Here is an 18062-nt window from a genome sequence, read left to right as displayed (position 1 = left end):
CGTGGGCTCCGTCCCTCCGCGCCAGCTCAGTCCGCGATTTAAGCCCTGCACAGCCGTTCCCGTCAAGAGCCGCTGAGCGAATCGCGGCCCAAAACCGTGAACCTTTGACCTGCCGAAATGCTCGCTTAGGGTGTGCCTACGGCTGCGGGCATTTGGGGGCCGAAGGTGCATAGCTGACACCCCACAACGGGGGTTGGGGGCACAACGGAAAGCTGTCACGTGTGTCAGCAGCCGGCGGGCGGCGGTTCAGGTCTCTAGTGCAACAGGTCTCTGACGGCGTTTCTCCGGCAGCACGCGGCGGAAATGTTCAAGGAGCACAATGAGACGGTCCATTCATCGCAGGCCGGGAGTGGTGGCAACTGCCGCCGTCGCCGGCCTGGCACTCACAGCAGGACTGGGCCTACCGGCCCAGGCAACCGAAGGCACCGGGACGGAGAACGCGGCCCAGGGGTTCGCGGTCGAGAAATTTGCGGAGCAAAAGGTTTCCCCGAGCCTCCGCGGCATCAGCGGAGAGGTCTCTGTCTACGTCCAGTTCACCGGCGAAGGCGCCTTTGAACAGACCCAGCCGGAGGCCGTGAAGGAAGGCAAGCAGGACCCGGTAGTGGATACACCGCGGGTCCAGCAGATCCGGGCGGACATCGAATCCCAGGCTGAGTCAGTGGCCCAGGAAGCATCTGCCAGCACCATTTACACCACCACCAACTCCCTGCCCGGTGTGGCAATTGTCGGAGACGCTGAAGCGATCAAAGCGCTGGCGGACCGCGGCGACGTCGCCAAGATCACCCGGATTGTGCCCAAAACGATCGACAACAAGGGTGCAGACATCGACACCCGGGCACTGAACACCTGGGTGGAACGCCAGCAGACCGGCAAGGGCATCACCATTGCCGTGCTGGACACGGGCATCGATTACACCCACAGCGACTTCGGCGGCCCCGGCACGGTGGAGGCGTTTGAAGCTGCCCAGGCCTCGCCCGGCATTCCCGACGCCGCCAGCGGCCTGATCGATCCGGACAAGTTCATCGGCGGCTATGACCTGGTGGGCGATGACTACAACGCCGACCCGACCGCCGCGGACTACCAGCCGATCCCCAAGCCGGACCTCAACCCGCTGGATTGCCAGGGCCACGGCACACACGTCGCCGGCACCGCCGCCGGATATGGGACCAACGCCGACGGCACCACGTTCGACGGCGATTTCTCCTCCCTGACCGCGCAGACCGTCAATGACCTGCGGATCGGCCCCGGCTCGGCTCCCGAAGCCCAGCTGGTCGGCATCCGCGTGTTCGGCTGCACCGGCTCCTCCGACGTCGTCGGCCAGGCTCTGGACTATGTACTGGACCCCAACGGCGACGGCGATTTCTCCGACCGCGCGCAGGTCGTGAACATGTCCCTTGGCTCCGACTACGCTCCGGTCGATGACCCGGAAAACGACATTGTGGACAAGCTGACCGAGCAGGGCATCCTGTCCGTGGTCGCCTCCGGCAACGCCGGCGACGTCTACAACGTGGGCGGCTCGCCCGGAAACGCCCGGTCCGCGCTCACGGTCGCAAGCTCCATCGGCTCGCAGATCTCGCTTGACCGTGCCGACGTCCTGGCCCCGGAAGAGCTGAAGGGCTCCGCTGCGGGTCAGTACTCCGCCAACTTCAACTACTCCGATCCGGCGGTGACGCCCGAACGGCTCACCGGCAGCGTGGTGGCGGCTCCGGCTGACAACAAGTTCGGCTGTTCGGCGTTCCCCGCCGGTTCCCTGACCGGTAAATGGGTCTGGATCCAGTGGGAAGAGAGCGGTGCGTTCCCCTGCGGTTCGGGGGCCCGCTTCAACAACGCCCAGGCCGCGGGGGCGACCGGCGTCGTCCTGGATTCCCCGCGCGATGTGTTCGACGCCGGTATTGGTGGCAACGCGGCCATCCCGGGCATCCAGCTCAACCGCGAGGCCTCCGACCGGCTGCGTCCAGCTGCCGTCTCCGGCGAGCTGAGCCTGCGCCTGGATCCCGGCTACATGGGTACCGCCACCGGTCCGTCGAATTCGCTGGATTCGGTGAGCTCCTTCTCCTCGCGCGGCCTGCATGGTTCCAACGGTGTGGTGAAGCCCGACGTCGCCGCTCCCGGCTCCTCGATCGGCTCCGCCAATGTGGGCTCCGGAAACGCCGCCTCGGTGAAATCCGGAACGTCGATGGCCACACCGCACGTGGCTGGCCTCGCCGCACTGATGTATGCGGCGACGGATTACACGCCGTACGAAGTGAAGAGCACCATCATGAACACGGCCACCCATGACGTCCTGGCCGCCAACGGCGCCGTGCACGGCCCGAACCGTGTTGGCTCCGGCCGCGTGGATGTCCTGGACGCCGTCAACTCCAAGGTCCTGGCCTACGATTCCGAAGACCCGACGCTTACCAGCGTGAACTTCGGGGTGCTGGAACTCGGTGCCGAGGCCCTGACGGTGACCCGCAAGGTGACGGTCCAGAACAAGTCGGACGCCCCGCGCACCTTCGACGTCAGCTACCTGCCGGCGTCGACGATGCCCGGGGTGGAGATCACCACGGCTCCGAGCGTCAGCGTGGGCGCGAACGCCAAGGCCACCGTGGACGTCACGCTCACGGTCACCGATCCCGCGGCCCTGGCCAAAACCATCGACCCCGCTGCAGACACCGAACAGCTGGGCCTGCCGCGCCAGTTCCTGGCCGATGTCTCCGGACGCGTCCAGCTGGCCAGCAGCGGCATTCCGACGCTGCGGGTGCCCGTGTACACGGCGCCGAAGCCGACGTCTGACATGAGCGCCGGCACCGGCATCGATTTCGATGACTCCGAGGCCCTGGCGTCGGACGTGACGCTGACCGGCCGCGATCTGGTGCAGGGCTCGGACGCTTCGACCTACCTGTCCCTGGTTTCGCCGCTGGTCCTGGGCGGACAGAGCCCGAAGCTGGATAACCTGGCGCTGGACTCCATGAAGGCCATGGACCTTTCGGCCGTGGGCGCGTCCTCCACCCTTCCGGCTGTGAAGGCCGGCGGCGGTGACCCCGCAGATGCTGTGCTGAACTTCGGCCTGAGCACGTGGGAGAACTGGCCCATCCTGGGCGGGCACAATGAGGTCAACGTTGAGATCGACACCAACAAGGACGGCACGGCTGACTACCTCGTGGCTACCGGCCGTGCCGATGACCTGGACTTGGTGCTGGTGAACACCTACCGTCTGAACGCGGACGGCTCACGCACCCTGGTGGACCAAACCGGGGCCAACGGCCTGCTCGGCAACGTGGACTCCAACACCTTCGACTCCAACACGGTGACCCTTCCGGTCAGCCTTCCGGCCCTGGGTCTGGATCCGGCGGCGGAGTCGCTGCCGATCCAGTACAAAGTGGTGACCTGGAGCCTGTACAACGTGGATGATTCCGGAACCACGGTTCCGGTGGATTCCACGGAGTTCATCGAGTTCGACGCCGCCAATCCGGCGCTGTGGTTCTCCGGCGGCTCAGCGGATGCCCTGTTCGCCGACGTCGACGGCGGCAAGCTCACGGTGAACCGGAGCAAGGACACCACCGAGGCCTCGGCACTGTTCCTGCACCTGCACAACGGCACGGGCGACCTGAGCGGCACCGCCGGTCTGGGCGGCCGGGCCGAGGTGCTGCCGGTTACGGTTCCGGCCCCGGCTCCGGTCAGCCCGGTGTCCGCCGTGAGCAAGTGCACGAAGTCCGGCGCCGAGATTGCCGTGACCGTGAAGAACGACGGCACCCGGAAAGCCAACGTCGAGGTTAAGTCCAGGTACGGGTCGGCCAAAGCCAACAACCTGAACCCGGGCCAGTCCAAGACCGTGGTCATCAAGACCAAGGACTCCTCGATCAAGGCCGGCGAAGTCACCGTGAACTACACCTTTACCGGCAAGGGCAAGCCCGAGAAGGCCAGCTACACGGCTGCCTTTGAGGCGCAGAAGTGCGGCAAGCCCGGCAACGGCGGCGGCCACGGTGGTGGTCATGGTGGAGGCCATGGTGGAGGCAGGCCCTGAACGGGCGGGCACGGCTGAAGTAATGGCCGCCGGTAATGGCCGGAAATGGCTGGGACACCGGCCGCGCTCGATCTGAGCACCGGCCTGACTAGCTAAAAGTGCGGAAACTGTGTGGGCCCCGGAGAAATCCGGGGCCCACACAGTGTTCGGGGCTACTTCAGCAGCTTCGACATCCTCCGGTCAGCGAGCAGCTTCCCGTTGGTCTGGCAGGTGGGACAGTACTGCAGCGAGGAGTCGGCAAAGGACACCTCCCGGACGGTATCGCCGCAGACCGGACAGAGCTCACCGGTCCGGGCATGCACACGCAGCGCCCGGCGCTTGGAATCCTTCAGCTCAGCTGCCGGACGCCCGGCAGCATTCTCGATCGCTGATTCCAGCACGGCCCGCATCGCCTGGTACAGCCGCTGCACTTCCTCCGGCTTGAGTTTGGCGGCGTTCGCGAACGGTGAGAGGTGCGCGGCATGCAGGATTTCGTCGCTGTAGGCGTTGCCGATGCCCGCAATCACCGACTGGTCCCGCAGCAGGCCCTTGATCTGGGCGCGGTGCGAGGCGACCAGGTCCGCGAACGTCTCATAGTCGACGTCGAACGCTTCCGGCCCCAGCCGCGCGATGCCGGGAACATCAGCAAGGTCCCGGACGAGGTAGACCGCCAGGGATTTCTTGGTGCCGGCCTCGGTGAGGTCGAAGCCGGGCTCCTTTCCGTCCGGATCAGGCGCGAACCGAACCCGCAGCGCCATCCTGCCCTTGCCGGGACGCAGCCGCCCGGGCTTCAGCGCATCGGACCAGCGCAGCCAGCCGGCCTTGGCGAGGTGTATCACCAGGTGCACTCCCCCGGCGGTGATGATGAGGAATTTGCCGCGGCGCTCGACGCCGGTCACCGGACCGGCAGCCAAGGCATCCAGCGGCACCTCGGCGGTCTTCAGAACCGAGAAGGACAGCACTTCGACGTCGGAAATAACCGCGGGCGGTGCACCCTCCGGAATGAGCTTGGTCCGCAGGAAATCAGCGAGTCCCTGCACTTCGGGCATCTCAGGCATGGCTACACCCTAAACGCTGCGGCGGGAATCCAGACCGGAACCCGGCCCGCCCGGCCCCCTGCCCGGGGAGTCCCTCTGCCCTAGGAAGCCAGCATCCCGCGGACCAGCACGCCGGAGTCCGCCGGTTGGGCACAGTGTTCCGGCTGGCGCACTTCGGCCCACACCGCGTCGAGGGAAAGGCCCAGGACGTCGGCGAGCGCCGCAATCGAAGGGAAGGACGGTGTCGCCACACGGCCGGATTCGATTTTCCGCAGCGTTTCCGGGGAGATACCGGCGTCGAGGGCAGTTTCGAGCATCGTGCGGTTGCCTCTGGCACGGCGCAGCAGAGCCCCCAAACGCTGTCCGCGCTGGACCTCTTCTGCTGTAAGCGGCAGTCTGACCATGACGCCCATCATACCGGGATAATATGGCCGGTATAGTTATTGGTCCCATGAGGAAGAGAGCGCATGATTGAAATCCTGAATCCAGCCGAAGTAGCCAAGGCCCGCAAGACCGGTGCCCTGGTTGCTGACATCCTGCAGTCCCTGAAGCAGCGGGCGGTGGCCGGGACCAATCTCCTGGAGATTGACCGCTGGGCCGCTGCCATGATCCACGACGCCGGCGCCACCTCCTGCTACGTCGACTACGAGCCGTCCTTCGGCCGCGGACCCTTCGGCCACTACATCTGCACAGCGGTGAACGACGCCGTGCTCCACGGACTGCCCCACGACTACACGCTGGCCGACGGCGACCTGCTGTCCCTGGACCTCGCGGTCCTGAAGGGCGGGTTCGCGGCCGACTCCGCCATCAGCTTCGTCGTGGGAGATTCAGTGGACACGGAGAGCACCGCGATGATCAGCGCGACCGAACGTGCCCTCGCCGCCGGTATCGCCGCTGCAAAGCCCGGAGCCCGCATCGGCGATCTCTCCTACGCCATCGGCTCGGTCCTCAGCGAGGCGGGCTATCCGATCAACACCGAGTTCGGCGGCCACGGCATCGGCTCCACCATGCACCAGGACCCCCACGTGCCAAACACGGGACGGCCCGGCCGGGGTTACGAACTGCGCCCGGGGCTCCTGCTCGCCCTGGAACCGTGGGTCATGGCCGACACCGCCACACTCGCCATGGACCCGGACGGTTGGACGCTCCGCAGCGCCACCGGTGCCCGGAGCGCGCACAGCGAGCACACCATTGCCATCACGGAGGACGGTGCGGAGATCCTCACACTGCCCTCCAGGTAAAACCCCCCGGAAGATCTGGGCGGCTCAGTCCCCCGCGTGCGCCTGCAGGAACGAATACACCTCGGTCTCATCCACCCCCGGGAACGCGCCCGGAGGCAGTGCAGCCAGCAGGTGCGAGTGCGCACGGGCGCTCGGCCAGGCCATGCCCGACCATTCCGAGGCCAGCTCCTGCGGCGGTGTGCGGCAGCAGTCCGGATCCGGGCAGCGGGATTTGGACCGCTCGGTGGTGTCCCGGCCGCGGAACCACTTCACATGCGCGTACGGCACGCCAATGCTCAGCGAGAACAGCCCGCCGGAGCTGCGCTCGGTCCGTGCCGTGCACCAGAACGTGCCGGCCGGGGTATCCGTGTACTGGTTGTAGGCACTGAACTTATCCGGCACCGAGAACACTTCACGGCTGGTCCAGTACCGGCAGATCGGCTGACCCTCGATGGCGCCGGTGTGGTCGGAGGGGAACGTCACGCCGTCGTTCTCATAGGCCTTGTAGACAATGCCGCTTTCATGCACCTTCTGGAAGTGCGTCCGGATGTCCAGGTGCCGGGTGGCCAGGTTGGTGAACCGGTGCGCCGCTGTCTCATAGGACACGGCGAACGCGTCACGGATGTCCTCCACGGCGATTTCCTTCGCGGCCTTGGCCCGCTGCAGGAACTCCACCGTGGCCTTTTCCGGCAGCAGCAGCGCAGCGGCAAAGTAGTTGGTGGCCACCCGCTGGCTGAGGAACTCGCCGTAGCTGCGCGGCGTCTGGTGATCCAGCACAAAATGCCCCAGCGCCTGCAGCAGCACCGAGCGGGGATCATGCTCGGAGCGCTGTGACTGGGTGAGGTAGATCCGCTTGTTCTTCAGGTCCGTAACGGAGCGGGTGGAGTGCGGCAGGTCGGAGACGTGGTGCAGGCTGAAGCCCAGGTGGGCGGCAATGTCCGCAATCACGTGCTGGGAGAGCGGGCCGTTGGTATGCCCCACGGAGTCCAGGACCTGCTGCGCCGCCTGCTCGTACTCCGGGAAGTAGTTGTCCCGCTCGCGCATCATGGCCCGCAGCTCGCCGTTCGCCCGCCGGGCCTCCTCCGGCGTGGCCACCTGTTCATTGAGCCGGCGCTCCAGTTCGGACTGCAGGCCCACCAGGGATTCGAGCACATCCAGGGGCAAACGCGAAGAAACGCGAACCTTCGGCAGACCCAGGGACTGATACAGCGGCCCGCGCTGCGCCCGTTCCAGTTCTATTTCCAGGGCCGCCCGGCGGCTGGGCGGCTCGGACCCCAGCAGCTGGTCGATGCTCACGTCCAGCGCCTTGGCCAGAGACTGCAGCAGCCCGAGTTTCGGCTCCCGCTTGCCGTTTTCAATCAGCGAAAGCTGTGAGGCCACGGTCCCGACGGCGGCACCCAGATCATCGAGCGTCATCCCTTTTCCCTTGCGCAGGTGGCGCACCCGGCGGCCCAGGCTGATGACGTCGAGCGAGGAGTCGGCACCGCCGTCGTCGTCCGTTCTGCCGGCAGGAGCGGGCCGGTTCCATGTTGTGCTCGTCACAAATTCACAATAAGCGAAGAACTGCGTTTCTTTCCAGAGAAAACCTCTAGAAAGGGGGTTGTTATTGCCGGAGGGTTGATCCCACAGCAAGGAAACGCCGGCTTTCAGCAGCCGGCTCGCACCGCAACCGAGGAGATCAACGGCCATGACGCAGGAACACAGCCCCGAAGGCACAGCACGCACCGCTGAGCAGCTGACCCAGGAATGGGCCACCGATTCACGCTGGGACGGCATCGAGCGCGATTACACCGCGGAGGACGTCGTCAAGCTCCGGGGCCGCGTCCAGGAGGAGCACACCCTGGCCCGCCGCGGCGCAGAGAAGCTGTGGGACCAGGTGCGCAACGCCGGCGATGAGGGTTACACCAATGCCCTCGGCGCCCTCACCGGCAACCAGGCCGTGCAGCAGGTCAAGGCCGGCCTGAAGGCCATCTACCTCTCCGGCTGGCAGGTGGCAGCCGATGCGAACAACTCCGGCCATACCTACCCGGACCAGTCGCTCTACCCGGCCAACTCCGTTCCCACGGTGGTCCGCCGCATCAACAACGCCCTGCTCCGCGCGGACCAGATCGAATTCGCCGAGGGTATCCAGACCGTGGACGATTATCTGGTGCCGATCGTGGCCGACGCCGAGGCCGGTTTCGGCGGCCCGCTGAACGCCTACGAACTGATGAAGTCCATGATTCAGGCCGGTGCCTCGGGCGTGCACTGGGAAGACCAGCTCGCCTCGGAAAAGAAGTGCGGCCACCTCGGCGGCAAGGTGCTCATCCCCACCAGCCAGCACATCCGCACCCTGAACGCCGCCCGCCTGGCAGCGGACGTCGCCGGCACACCCACCGTGGTGATCGCCCGGACCGACGCCGAGGCCGCCACCCTGATTACCTCAGACGTCGATGAGCGGGACCAGGAATTCATCACCGGCGAGCGCACGGCGGAAGGTTTCTACAAGGTCCGCAACGGCATCGAACCGTGTATCGCCCGGGCCAAGGCCTACGCCCCGTACTCCGACCTGATCTGGATGGAGACCGGCACCCCGGACCTGGAGCTGGCCCGGAAGTTCTCCGAAGCCGTCCGTTCCGAGTTCCCGGACCAGATGCTCGCCTACAACTGCTCGCCGTCGTTCAACTGGAAGAAGCACCTGGACGACGACACCATCGCCAAGTTCCAGCGTGAACTCGGCGCCATGGGCTTCAAGTTCCAGTTCATCACCCTCGCCGGCTTCCACGCCCTGAACTACTCCATGTTCGACCTTGCCCACGGTTACGCCCGCAACGGCATGAGCGCCTACGTGGAGCTGCAGGAGAAGGAATTCGGCTCCGAAAACCGCGGCTACACCGCCACCAAGCACCAGCGCGAAGTCGGCACCGGCTACTTCGACGCCATCGCCACCGCCCTGAACCCCGAGGGCAGCACCCTGGCACTGGCCGGCTCCACCGAAACCGCCCAGTTCCACTAGAAAACATCACCTCCTTCCTCCCTCCCGGCCAGTGCGCCGGGAGGGAGGAAGGGACCCAGCAGCACCCGAAACACGCCAAGGAGCCCGCCATGAACGACCCCATCACCCTGAACGGCATTTCCCTCACTGCAGCGCCGGTCCGGCGCCAGGAGGAAATCCTCACCCCGCAGGCCCTGGACTTCGTCAAGGCGCTGCACCAGGCCACGCATACCCGGCGCCAGGAACTGCTCCAGGAGCGCCAGGCCCGCCGGCAGCAGATCTCCAACGGTGCCGACCCGGCGTTCCTGGCCGAAACCCGGCACATCCGCGAGGATGACTCCTGGCGTGTGGCTCCCACCGCCCCGGGCCTGGAAGACCGCCGGGTGGAAATCACCGGTCCGGTGGACCGCAAGATGAGCATCAACGCACTGAACTCCGGTGCCAAGGTGTGGCTGGCGGACATGGAGGACTCCTCCACGCCGTCGTGGTCCAACGTGATCAACGGCCAGCTCAACCTGCGCGACGCCCTGGACTACCGGTTGTCCTTCACCTCCCCCGAGGGCAAGGAATACCAGGTCAACGGTTCGCGGCTGACCGAGCTGCCCACCATTGTGGTGCGGCCGCGCGGGTGGCACCTGCCGGAGAAGCACATGCTGGTGAACAACACCCCGATCGCCGGCGGAATCGTGGACTTTGGCCTGTACTTCTTCCACAACGCGCACCGGCTCATCGCCGAAGGCCGCGGCCCGTACTTCTACCTGCCGAAGATCGAAAACCACCTCGAAGCCCGGCTGTGGAATGACATTTTCATTCTGGCCCAGGACCTGCTTGGCATCCCGCAGGGCACCATCCGCGCCACCGTGCTGATCGAGACGATCACGGCCGCGTTCGAGATGGAAGAGATCCTGTACGAACTGCGCGACCACGCCGCCGGCCTGAACGCAGGGCGCTGGGACTACATCTTCTCGGTGATCAAGAACTTCCGCACCCGAGGCCCGCGCTTCATCCTCCCGGACCGCAACCTGGTGACCATGACGGCCCCGTTCATGCGCTCCTACACCGAGCAGCTGGTGCGGGCCTGCCACCGCCGCGGCGCCCATGCGATCGGCGGCATGGCCGCCTTCATTCCCAACCGCAAAGACAAGGCAGCGAACGACGTCGCGCTGGAGCGGGTGCGCGCAGACAAGACCCGCGAAGCCGGCGACGGTTTCGACGGCTCCTGGGTGGCGCACCCGGACCTGGTGCCGGTGGCCCTGGAGGTGTTCGACGGAGTCCTCGGCGAGCGCCCGAACCAGCTGGAGCGGCTGCGTGAGGACGTGATCCCGAACGACAAGGAACTGCTGAACATCGCGGCCACCCCGGGCATGATCACCGAAGCGGGCATCCGCAGCAACATCGAGGTCGGCGTCCGCTACATCGAGTCCTGGCTGCGCGGCAACGGCGCAGCGGCGATCAACAACCTGATGGAGGACGCCGCCACGGCCGAAATCTCCCGCTCCCAGATCTGGCAGTGGATCCATTCCTCCGCCGTCACCAGCGACGGAGAAATCGTCACCCCGGGCTGGGTGCAGGAACTGCTGGAGGAAGAATTCGGCCGCCTGGAGCGCTTCGACGGCGACCGGTTCGACGACGCCCTGGAGCTGTTCGAGGAAGTCGCCTGCGGCGAACACTTTCCCACCTTCCTGACCGTTCCGGCCTACGCCCGGTTCCTGCACGAATCCCGCGAACCGGCTGCGGCTTAGCCAGGCAGGCGGAGTGTGGGGCTGGACGCACAGGCGGCCAGCCCCGCCTCTTTTTGGGTGCTGCTGTGTCCCGCGTCATCAGGGCCGGGGCGGGGCAAGGCGTAGAATGGATGCGCCGTCATTGCGGCGCCTCCTCCACTCCCAAGGTGTTCTTGCATGTCTTCCTTCGCCCAGGCTTTGGCCCGCGGGCTGAACGTCCGGCACATCCGTTTTATGGCACTTGGCTCGGCCATCGGCACGGGCCTCTTTTACGGTTCCGCCGCAGCCATCCAGGCGGCCGGCCCCGCTGTGCTGCTCGCCTACATCATCGGCGGAGCAGCAGTTTTCCTGGTGATGCGGGCGCTCGGAGAGATGGCCGTGCGGCATCCGGTTTCCGGGTCCTTCAGCCAGTACGCCAACCGCTACCTCGGCCCGTTTGCCGGATTCATCACCGGGTGGACGTTCGCTTTCGAAATGGCCATCGTCGCCATCGCCGACGTCACGGCCTTCGGCATCTACATGGGCTTCTGGTTCCCGGACGTTCCACGCTGGATCTGGATCCTCGCCGTCGTTCTGTTAATCGCTGCCCTGAACCTGATGCGGGTGAAGGTGTTCGGCGAGACGGAGTTCTGGCTCTCGATCATCAAGGTCGCGGCGATCATCGCCATGATCGCCGGCGGCGCCGCGATCATCATCTTCGGCTTCGGGCTGCCGGACGCCGCGGATCCGGGACTGGACACCCTGCTGGGATCCGGAGGCTTCTTCGCCAACGGATTCTGGGGCGTGCTGGCCTCCTTCTCCGTGGTGATGTTCGCCTTCGGCGGCATTGAGACCATCGGGATTACCGCCGGAGAGGCGGATGACCCGAAGAAAGCCATTCCGGCCGCCGTCAACACCGTGCCGGTGCGCATCCTGCTCTTCTACGTCGGTGCCCTGTCCGTCCTGATGATGATCTTCCCGTGGGAGCAGATCAACGGCGAGACCAGCCCCTTCGTGCAGATTTTTGATGCCCTGGGCATTCCGGCGGCCGCGCACATCCTCAACGCGGTAGTGATCACCGCGGCACTCTCGGCCATCAACTCAGATACTTTCGGTGCAGGCCGGATGATGTTTGCCCTGGCGAGGCAGGGCCAGGCACCAGCGGGATTCGCGCGGATCTCCCGGCACGGCGTGCCCTGGATGACCGTCCTGGTGATGGCAGCCGTCCTGCTCGTTGGCGTGGTGCTTAATGCCGTGCTGCCCGAGTCGCTGTTCCTGGTGATCGCCTCGATCGCCACCTTCGCGACCGTCTGGGTCTGGCTGATGATCCTGCTCTCCCACATCAGTATGAAACGCGAGATCAAGCGGCGCGGCCTGCCGGCGTCGGAGTTCGGGGTGCCGTTCTGGCCGGTGGCGTCCTACGCGGCCCTGGCCTTTATGGGCTTCATCGTGGTGCTGCTTGGCATCATGCCGGAGACCAGGATCGCCCTGATTGTGGGCGTGGCCTGGATTATCCTGCTCTTTGCCGCGTACCGGATGTGGGTCCGCGGAGCAGGGCGGGAACCTGCCGTCCTGGACGATGAGACCGGCTTGGACCCCACCGGAGCTTCCCGTACGGGCGGGGAGGACGCCGGTACCCAGACGGCGGACGTGCGCTCCTAGCCGCCCCAGCAGAGACAGAACGGATGCCCGGCGGGATCCGCGTAGACCTGGAACCCCCGCGGCGCCTCCGGATGCGGCGCCGCCTGCAGCAGACGGGCACCGAGGGACATGGCTTCGGCGTGGGCGGAAGCCAGGTCTTCCTCAATCATCAGGTCAAGATGCAGCTGCTGCGGCTCGCCGTCGGGCCACTGCGGCGGCACATGCCCCGGCGCCAGCTGTATCCCCAGGACCTCCTCGCCCTCAACCCGGATCGTGTGCCAGTCCTCCTCCGTCTCGACGGTCCCGCCGAGCAGGGCCGCCCAGAACGTACTCTCCGCGTCGAGGTCCGGGGCATCAAAAACTACTACCTGCCTGGTGATTTTCATTCCCGGATCATGCCATGGTTCCCCTGCGGGGTAAACGGGCCTGCCGGCAGGCAGGCCAGCCGTCCTTCAGGGACAGGGCGGCAGCGCCGTGTCCACCAGCCACGGTTCCAGCACCGCAGCGGGATCAATTCCGGTGCCGGCATAGATCCGGCCTGCCAGTTCCAGAAAGTCGGTGGTGGAGGCATTGCTGTGCCGGAACTCAGCGGTCCAGGTCCGCAGCAGGCCGAAGAACAGGCTGTCCGGAGCCACCCGCCGCAGCGCGTGCAGGGCCAGGCCGCCGCGGACGTACAAGCGGTCATCGAACATCCGCTCCGGTCCCGGTGATACCAGGCAGAGATTCTCCGGCCGGCGCGAGAGCCAGTGCCAGGCTTCCTGTCCCAGCTCGTGGGCTGTTTCCCGTCCGGCGGCTTCAGACCACAGCCATTCCGCGTAGGTGGCGAATCCTTCGTGCAGCCAGATGTCCTGCCAGCCCGAAGCGGTGACCGAGTTGCCAAACCATTGGTGGGCCAGTTCGTGGGCCAGCAGCCGGCGGGATTTCCTGCCCAGTTGATTCCGGCCGAGGACGGTGATGGTCTGTGCTTCGAGGGGGATCTCCAGTTTGTCCTCCGTCACCACCACCGTGTAGCTGCCAAACGGGTACGGACCGAACCAGTTTTCAAAGGCCGCGAAGATCCGGTCCTGCTCCATCAAGGCCGCCCGTGCCTTGGGCAGCAGCCGCTCCGGCGCGGCCAACAGCTGCACCGGTGCGCCCGGTGCCTGTTCCGAACCCGGTGCCCCCAGCCGCACCTGTTCATATCTGCCGATCTGCACCGTGGCGAGGTACGCCGCCATGGGCTCAGGCTGCTCGAAGACCCAGGTGCGCCGGCCTGCTTCCGCTGTTTGGCCGCTGCACGCACCGTTGGCGACCACCCGGTACTCTTCCTCCACCGTCACCACGAACCGGTAGGAGGCCTTGTCCGCTGGATGATCGTTGCAGGGAAACCAGGTGGGTGCGCCGGCCGGCTGGCCGGCCGCCAGCGCGCCGTCGGTCAGTTCCTCCCACCCGATGCTCCCCCACGGTCCGTCCAGTGGCTGGGGAAACCCGGCGTAGCGGATCCGCAGGGAAAAGGCGGCGCCCGCCGGCAGCTGCCCCGGAAGGGTAATCCGCAGATGCTGCCGTCCCTGGGTGAACGGGAGCTGCTGCCCGCCGGCTTCCACCTGACTGACCGCCAGCTCAGATTGGAGGTCCAGGACGATGCCGGCCAGGGGCTCCCGCGCCACCAGCTCCAATTCAGCTGTTCCGGTGAGGAGGTTGGCGGTCACTGAATAGTCCAGGGTGAGTCCGTACCGGGAGACCGCATATTCGCGGTGGCCATGGCCGGCGGAATAGCTGCCGGAAGGGGACTGCGCCAGCTGGAAGTTTGCGAAGGACGGATCGGCGGCGTGCATGCGGCCTGATCCTGCCATCACGTCCCGGTTTTGTCAGCCGTAGGAGCGGCCTTAGTTATCCCGCTGTCCGGTCCGGCGGTCGGCCTCTTCGGCCGTGCGCTGCCAGCGGGCGCGGGTGTCTTCCGGGAGCTCGTCCCACGGTGGAGCCGGTGACATCCAGAGGCCCGGAAGCAGCTTCATCCGTTCCTCGTACAGGGCTTTCCCCTCCGGGTAACCCACCCTGGAGCCACTCTCGCCCGTTCCCGGGCGGTCTCCGAAGCTGTTTCCCATGATGTGAAAGTCTAGCGGCGGCGCGCCCGGAGGCCGAACGTCCGGCGCCGGGACCGGTCACAGAAGGTAGCTATTGAGGCACCTGCGTTTCCCGCTGCGCCCGCTCCGCACGGGAGGAGCGCAGCTTGGCCGCCAGATAGGCAGCGAAGAGGGCAACGGAAAACCCCACCACGGCGTACGGTTCCCAGTGCGGTTCCCCTTCCCCGCCCTCCCGTCCGGCAGCGGCTTTAGCCGATGCGCGTGCTTCGGCGGCGCGTGCTTCGGCGGCCAGTCCTTCCGCTTCCCGGGCCGCTGCGGCAGCGTCGGAGCGGGCGGTGGACGGGATAAACACGTCCGGCTGGATTCCCATGACCATTCTGTCGCCAGGGACCGCGGTGCGCAGGAACCTCTCCACGGTCGGCAGGTCCGTGGAGATGCATCCCCAGGTCCTCGCGTTGCCGGCATGCAGGAAGATGGCGAACGAGGCGCCCTGGGTGACAGGCATATCCGGCGGACGGTTCCAGTTGATCACCGCTGCCTGCTCATAGAGTCCACTGTTCATGTACCGCCAGAGGTTTTCATCTGCCGGACCGCCGGTCCCCTCGAAGTACTGGTTGTAGGTCGGCCCTTTTTCCCCGCCCCAGCGTGATGCCTCGTTCAGCGTGTAGTACTCCAGTTCAGTCCCGGGATTCTTTCTGCCGAGCGCCTCGGTGACGGTGAAGGTACCGGTGGGCGAAAACAAGGTGTTCTCCCACATCCGGCCTGCGGGGGCGAAACCGTTGCGCCCGGCGAAACCGGTGGCCTGCCATTCCTGCTCATAGCCGCCTTCCCCGTCGGCCACGCACCCGGTGATGAGCACCTCAGATTCGCCGTAGGCATGGGCCGTGGCAAACGTGACGCGGTCCGCGGCACCGACGTCGAACTTCACTTCACCCGCCGTCAGCCGTGCACAGGGATTGGGCGAGACTCCGCTTCGCGCGGCCGCCGCAGCAGCCGCTGACGCTGCCGCAGCGGTGTCCTGCGGTCTCGGTGCTTCCGGGGGCAGTGCATGAACCGGCGCTGCCCCCATGAGGAGCAGCGCCGCTGCGGCGCCGAGCGCCGCACTGATGCGCGGGATCCCGCGCAGCCCCGCGTTCACGGGCCCGAAGGGGGTGGATCCGGGTCCCGCGCATCGGCCCGGTGGTGGCCGTGTTCGGGGTGGTTCTCTGCCCGGGCCCCGTGCTTGCCGTGGGCGGGCCGGCCGGGACCGCTGCCCGGACCGCTGCTGCCACGGGCCAGCACCGCCGTGCGTGTGCGCTTGACTGCCGCCGATACCAGCCGTTCCAGCGGTCCCTGGCCCCGCTTTCGTCCCCAGATGACGGCAAAGACGCTGAGCAGGAGGACCTGCACAATCAGGGAGATTTCCGGGGAGTCTGCCAGCAGGCCGGTGGCCAGCAGGAGCAGGTGCGCGGTGTAAAGCGTCAGGGTCATTGACCCCATGGCGGCCAGGGGAGAGATAACCGGCCGCGCCCGCTGACCGAGCAGGAGCAGCGCCGCCAGCACGGCAACGGAGATGCCGATGGTGTTCAGGATGGCCAGCGGGGTGCTGGAGTAGGGTGCCATCCCGGCCAGCCACCACCACGAATCTGTGGGCAGGGTGGGATCCGGTCCCCACACCAGAATGTCATTGACCGTTTCCTCACCGCCCCTGACCTCTTCCAGGTTCTCCAGTCCACCGCCGGGGCCGAGCAGGAAAGCGGAGGCCAGGGTGGTCAGGAGCGCCAGGCCGCAGCCGCCCGCAAGCAGGCCCGTCTGCACCCGGCGGCTGCGCAGGTCCAGCCTGCCGATCGCCAGTCCTGCGCAGATAAATGCCATCCAGGGCAGGACCGGGTACACCCCGGTGAGGAGAAGCTGGGCCGCGGTGACATCAAAATGCGTGAACAGGCCGGTGAAGGTGGGCTGCTCCTCCCCGGGGTCCGGCAGGTAATCGCGCAGGCCCTGCATCAGGAACGGCATCAGCAGCGCGGTCGATCCGGCCAGCCAGGTCAATGCCCGGACCGAGAGCTTCAGCAGGGGCAGTGCCAGCAGGAACATCACGCCGTAGTACGCGAGGATCACCTGCGCCTGAATCGCCAGGTATCCCAGCAGCAGCCCAATGACCATGATGATGCCTGCGCGGACCGCGATCCCGGTTCGGGCAGCGGTCAGCGAGCGGCCGTCCAGGCGGCGGGTTCCGCCGGAGGAGAGCGCCAGGGACAGCCCGGCGAGCAGGGCAAAAAGTGCGACGCCGCGCCCCGCGAACAGGGACCAGGCCAGCGTTGGTTCCAGGTCATCATTTACGGCAGGCAGGATGTGGATGGCCATCATGGCCAGCAGCGCAAGTCCGCGGGCGGCGTCCACTCCCATCAGCCGGGACTTGGCGGGGACCGCATCCCGGGCGGCGTCAGACCGGGTCCCGGCCACATGTTGACCCGCTTTCCCGGCGGAGAAGGAGTCCGGCTCTGGTGTCATTGGACCGCTGCGGTCAGGAGGGCGCCGGAGAGCCCGGCGGTCTCCGCGTCCTGCACGAACAAAGCCGTTTCCTCCGCCGTGAGGTCCACCAGGGGCAGCCGCACCGGCCCGGCGGGAAGGCCAATCCGGTTCAGCAGGGCCTTGATGGAGGCAGCTGCCGGTGCCCGGAAGGCTCCGGTGTAAACGGGCAGCAGGCTGCGGTGGATCTCCAGTGCATCACGGACGCGTCCCTCGCCGTAGGCTGCCAGGAGCGCGGAAAGGCGGTGGGCTGCCACGTGGCCGACCACGGAGACGAATCCGGCCGCGCCCACGGACAGGAGCGGCAGATTGAGCGCATCGTCCCCGGAATAGTAGGCGAGCCCGGTGTCCGCAATCACCTTGGAAGTGGACTCCAGGTCACCCTTCGCATCCTTCACCGCCACGATCCGGGGGTGCAGGGACGCCGCTGCCAGGGTTTCCGGGCTGATCGCCACCCCGGTCCGTTTCGGAATGTCATAGAGCATCACGGGGAGGTCCGTGCTGTCAGCAACGGCAAGGAAGTGGCGCAGCAGCCCGGCCTGCGACGGACGGGAATAGTACGGCGCCACGACCAGCAGGCCGTCGGCATACTGGGCCGCCGCTTCCTCGGCCAGCGCAATGCTGTGGGCCGTGTCTCCTGAGCCCACCCCCGCAACCACTTTTTTCCCGGTCCCCTGCAGGACGCTGGAGGCGGCGTGGACCATGGAGGCCTTCTCCCAGTTGGAGGTGGCGAAGGACTCGCCCGTGGTCCCGTTGACCACCACTCCGTCATTCCAGCCGTCCCGGCACAACCACCGGACCAGGTCTGCCGCGCCCGGCTGGTCGAGCTTGCCGGCGGCGTCGAAAGGCGTCACCATGGCCGTGAGGACGCGGCCGAAGGCAGCCTCAGCCACCGAAGATTTCGAGGATGCTGCTTCGCTGAACATGGTCTCTC

The 18062-nt window shown here is 66.6% G+C and carries 14 protein-coding genes; 5 read left to right on the top strand and 9 right to left on the bottom strand.

Translation table 11 applies throughout. The annotated features are described in order from the left end of the window. Positions 1–319: 319 nt before the first annotated feature. Positions 320–4006, top strand: coding sequence for a S8 family peptidase (locus tag AL3_RS09285; protein ID WP_083521618.1), 3687 nt, complete (start codon positions 320–322; stop codon positions 4004–4006). Positions 4007–4158: 152 nt separating this feature from the next. Here AL3_RS09285 and AL3_RS09280 read toward each other — a convergent pair whose 3' ends face one another. Beyond that, complete coding sequence (locus tag AL3_RS09280; RefSeq protein WP_066299776.1) at positions 4159–5043, bottom strand: Fpg/Nei family DNA glycosylase; 885 nt, start codon at positions 5041–5043, stop codon at positions 4159–4161. Between the two features lie 80 nt (positions 5044–5123). Beyond that, positions 5124–5426: a helix-turn-helix domain-containing protein gene (locus AL3_RS09275; protein WP_066300213.1), complete on the bottom strand. Its 303-nt coding sequence runs from the start codon at positions 5424–5426 to the stop codon at positions 5124–5126. Positions 5427–5489: 63 nt separating this feature from the next. On the opposite strand from AL3_RS09275, the gene map reads away from it, so the two are divergent. After that, positions 5490–6263, top strand: a complete 774-nt coding sequence (gene map / locus AL3_RS09270; RefSeq protein ID WP_066299774.1) for a type I methionyl aminopeptidase — start codon at positions 5490–5492, stop codon at positions 6261–6263. Positions 6264–6287: 24 nt separating this feature from the next. Here map and AL3_RS09265 read toward each other — a convergent pair whose 3' ends face one another. Beyond that, positions 6288–7784, bottom strand: a complete 1497-nt coding sequence (locus tag AL3_RS09265; protein WP_066299772.1) for a helix-turn-helix domain-containing protein — start codon at positions 7782–7784, stop codon at positions 6288–6290. 145 nt (positions 7785–7929) lie between these two features. Between AL3_RS09265 and aceA the strand changes: the two genes are divergently transcribed. The 3 genes from aceA (at position 7930) to AL3_RS09250 (ending at position 12578) form a co-directional block, all read left to right on the top strand. Continuing rightward, positions 7930–9237, top strand: a complete 1308-nt coding sequence (aceA, locus tag AL3_RS09260; RefSeq protein WP_066299770.1) for an isocitrate lyase — start codon at positions 7930–7932, stop codon at positions 9235–9237. An 89-nt stretch (positions 9238–9326) separates the two neighbouring features. Next, entirely contained in the window at positions 9327–10958 is a 1632-nt protein-coding gene (gene aceB / locus AL3_RS09255) for a malate synthase A (RefSeq protein ID WP_066299768.1), read from the top strand. Positions 10959–11114: 156 nt separating this feature from the next. Then, a complete protein-coding gene (locus AL3_RS09250) occupies positions 11115–12578 on the top strand; it encodes an amino acid permease (RefSeq protein WP_066299766.1) in 1464 nt (487 codons plus the stop codon). Here AL3_RS09250 and AL3_RS09245 read toward each other — a convergent pair. The 6 genes from AL3_RS09245 to dapA form a co-directional block, all read right to left on the bottom strand. Further along, positions 12575–12943: a VOC family protein gene (locus tag AL3_RS09245; protein ID WP_066299763.1), complete on the bottom strand. Its 369-nt coding sequence runs from the start codon at positions 12941–12943 to the stop codon at positions 12575–12577. The genes AL3_RS09250 and AL3_RS09245 overlap by 4 nt on opposite strands. Before the next feature lie 66 nt (positions 12944–13009). Beyond that, positions 13010–14371: a M1 family metallopeptidase gene (locus AL3_RS09240; protein WP_066299761.1), complete on the bottom strand. Its 1362-nt coding sequence runs from the start codon at positions 14369–14371 to the stop codon at positions 13010–13012. A gap of 51 nt (positions 14372–14422) precedes the next feature. After that, a complete protein-coding gene (locus AL3_RS18465) occupies positions 14423–14641 on the bottom strand; it encodes a hypothetical protein (protein WP_151724095.1) in 219 nt (72 codons plus the stop codon). 70 nt (positions 14642–14711) lie between these two features. Further along, positions 14712–15758: a hypothetical protein gene (locus AL3_RS18460; protein ID WP_066299758.1), complete on the bottom strand. Its 1047-nt coding sequence runs from the start codon at positions 15756–15758 to the stop codon at positions 14712–14714. Next, the gene (locus tag AL3_RS09230; protein WP_083521615.1) at positions 15755–17110 is read right to left on the bottom strand and encodes a heparan-alpha-glucosaminide N-acetyltransferase domain-containing protein; all 1356 of its coding nucleotides are present in this window, start codon (positions 17108–17110) and stop codon (positions 15755–15757) included. The genes AL3_RS18460 and AL3_RS09230 overlap by 4 nt, the downstream gene beginning before the upstream one ends. Then, positions 17107–18054 (bottom strand): 4-hydroxy-tetrahydrodipicolinate synthase, encoded by a 948-nt coding sequence (gene dapA / locus AL3_RS09225; protein WP_066299745.1) that lies wholly within the window; start codon positions 18052–18054, stop codon positions 17107–17109. The genes AL3_RS09230 and dapA overlap by 4 nt, the downstream gene beginning before the upstream one ends. Positions 18055–18062: the final 8 nt, after the last annotated feature.

It is taken from the genome of Arthrobacter luteolus NBRC 107841, assembly GCF_001552075.1.
GTDB classification, from domain to species: Bacteria; Actinomycetota; Actinomycetes; order Actinomycetales; family Micrococcaceae; genus Arthrobacter_B; species Arthrobacter_B luteolus.
This window is presented reverse-complemented; position numbering and strand designations above follow the sequence as displayed.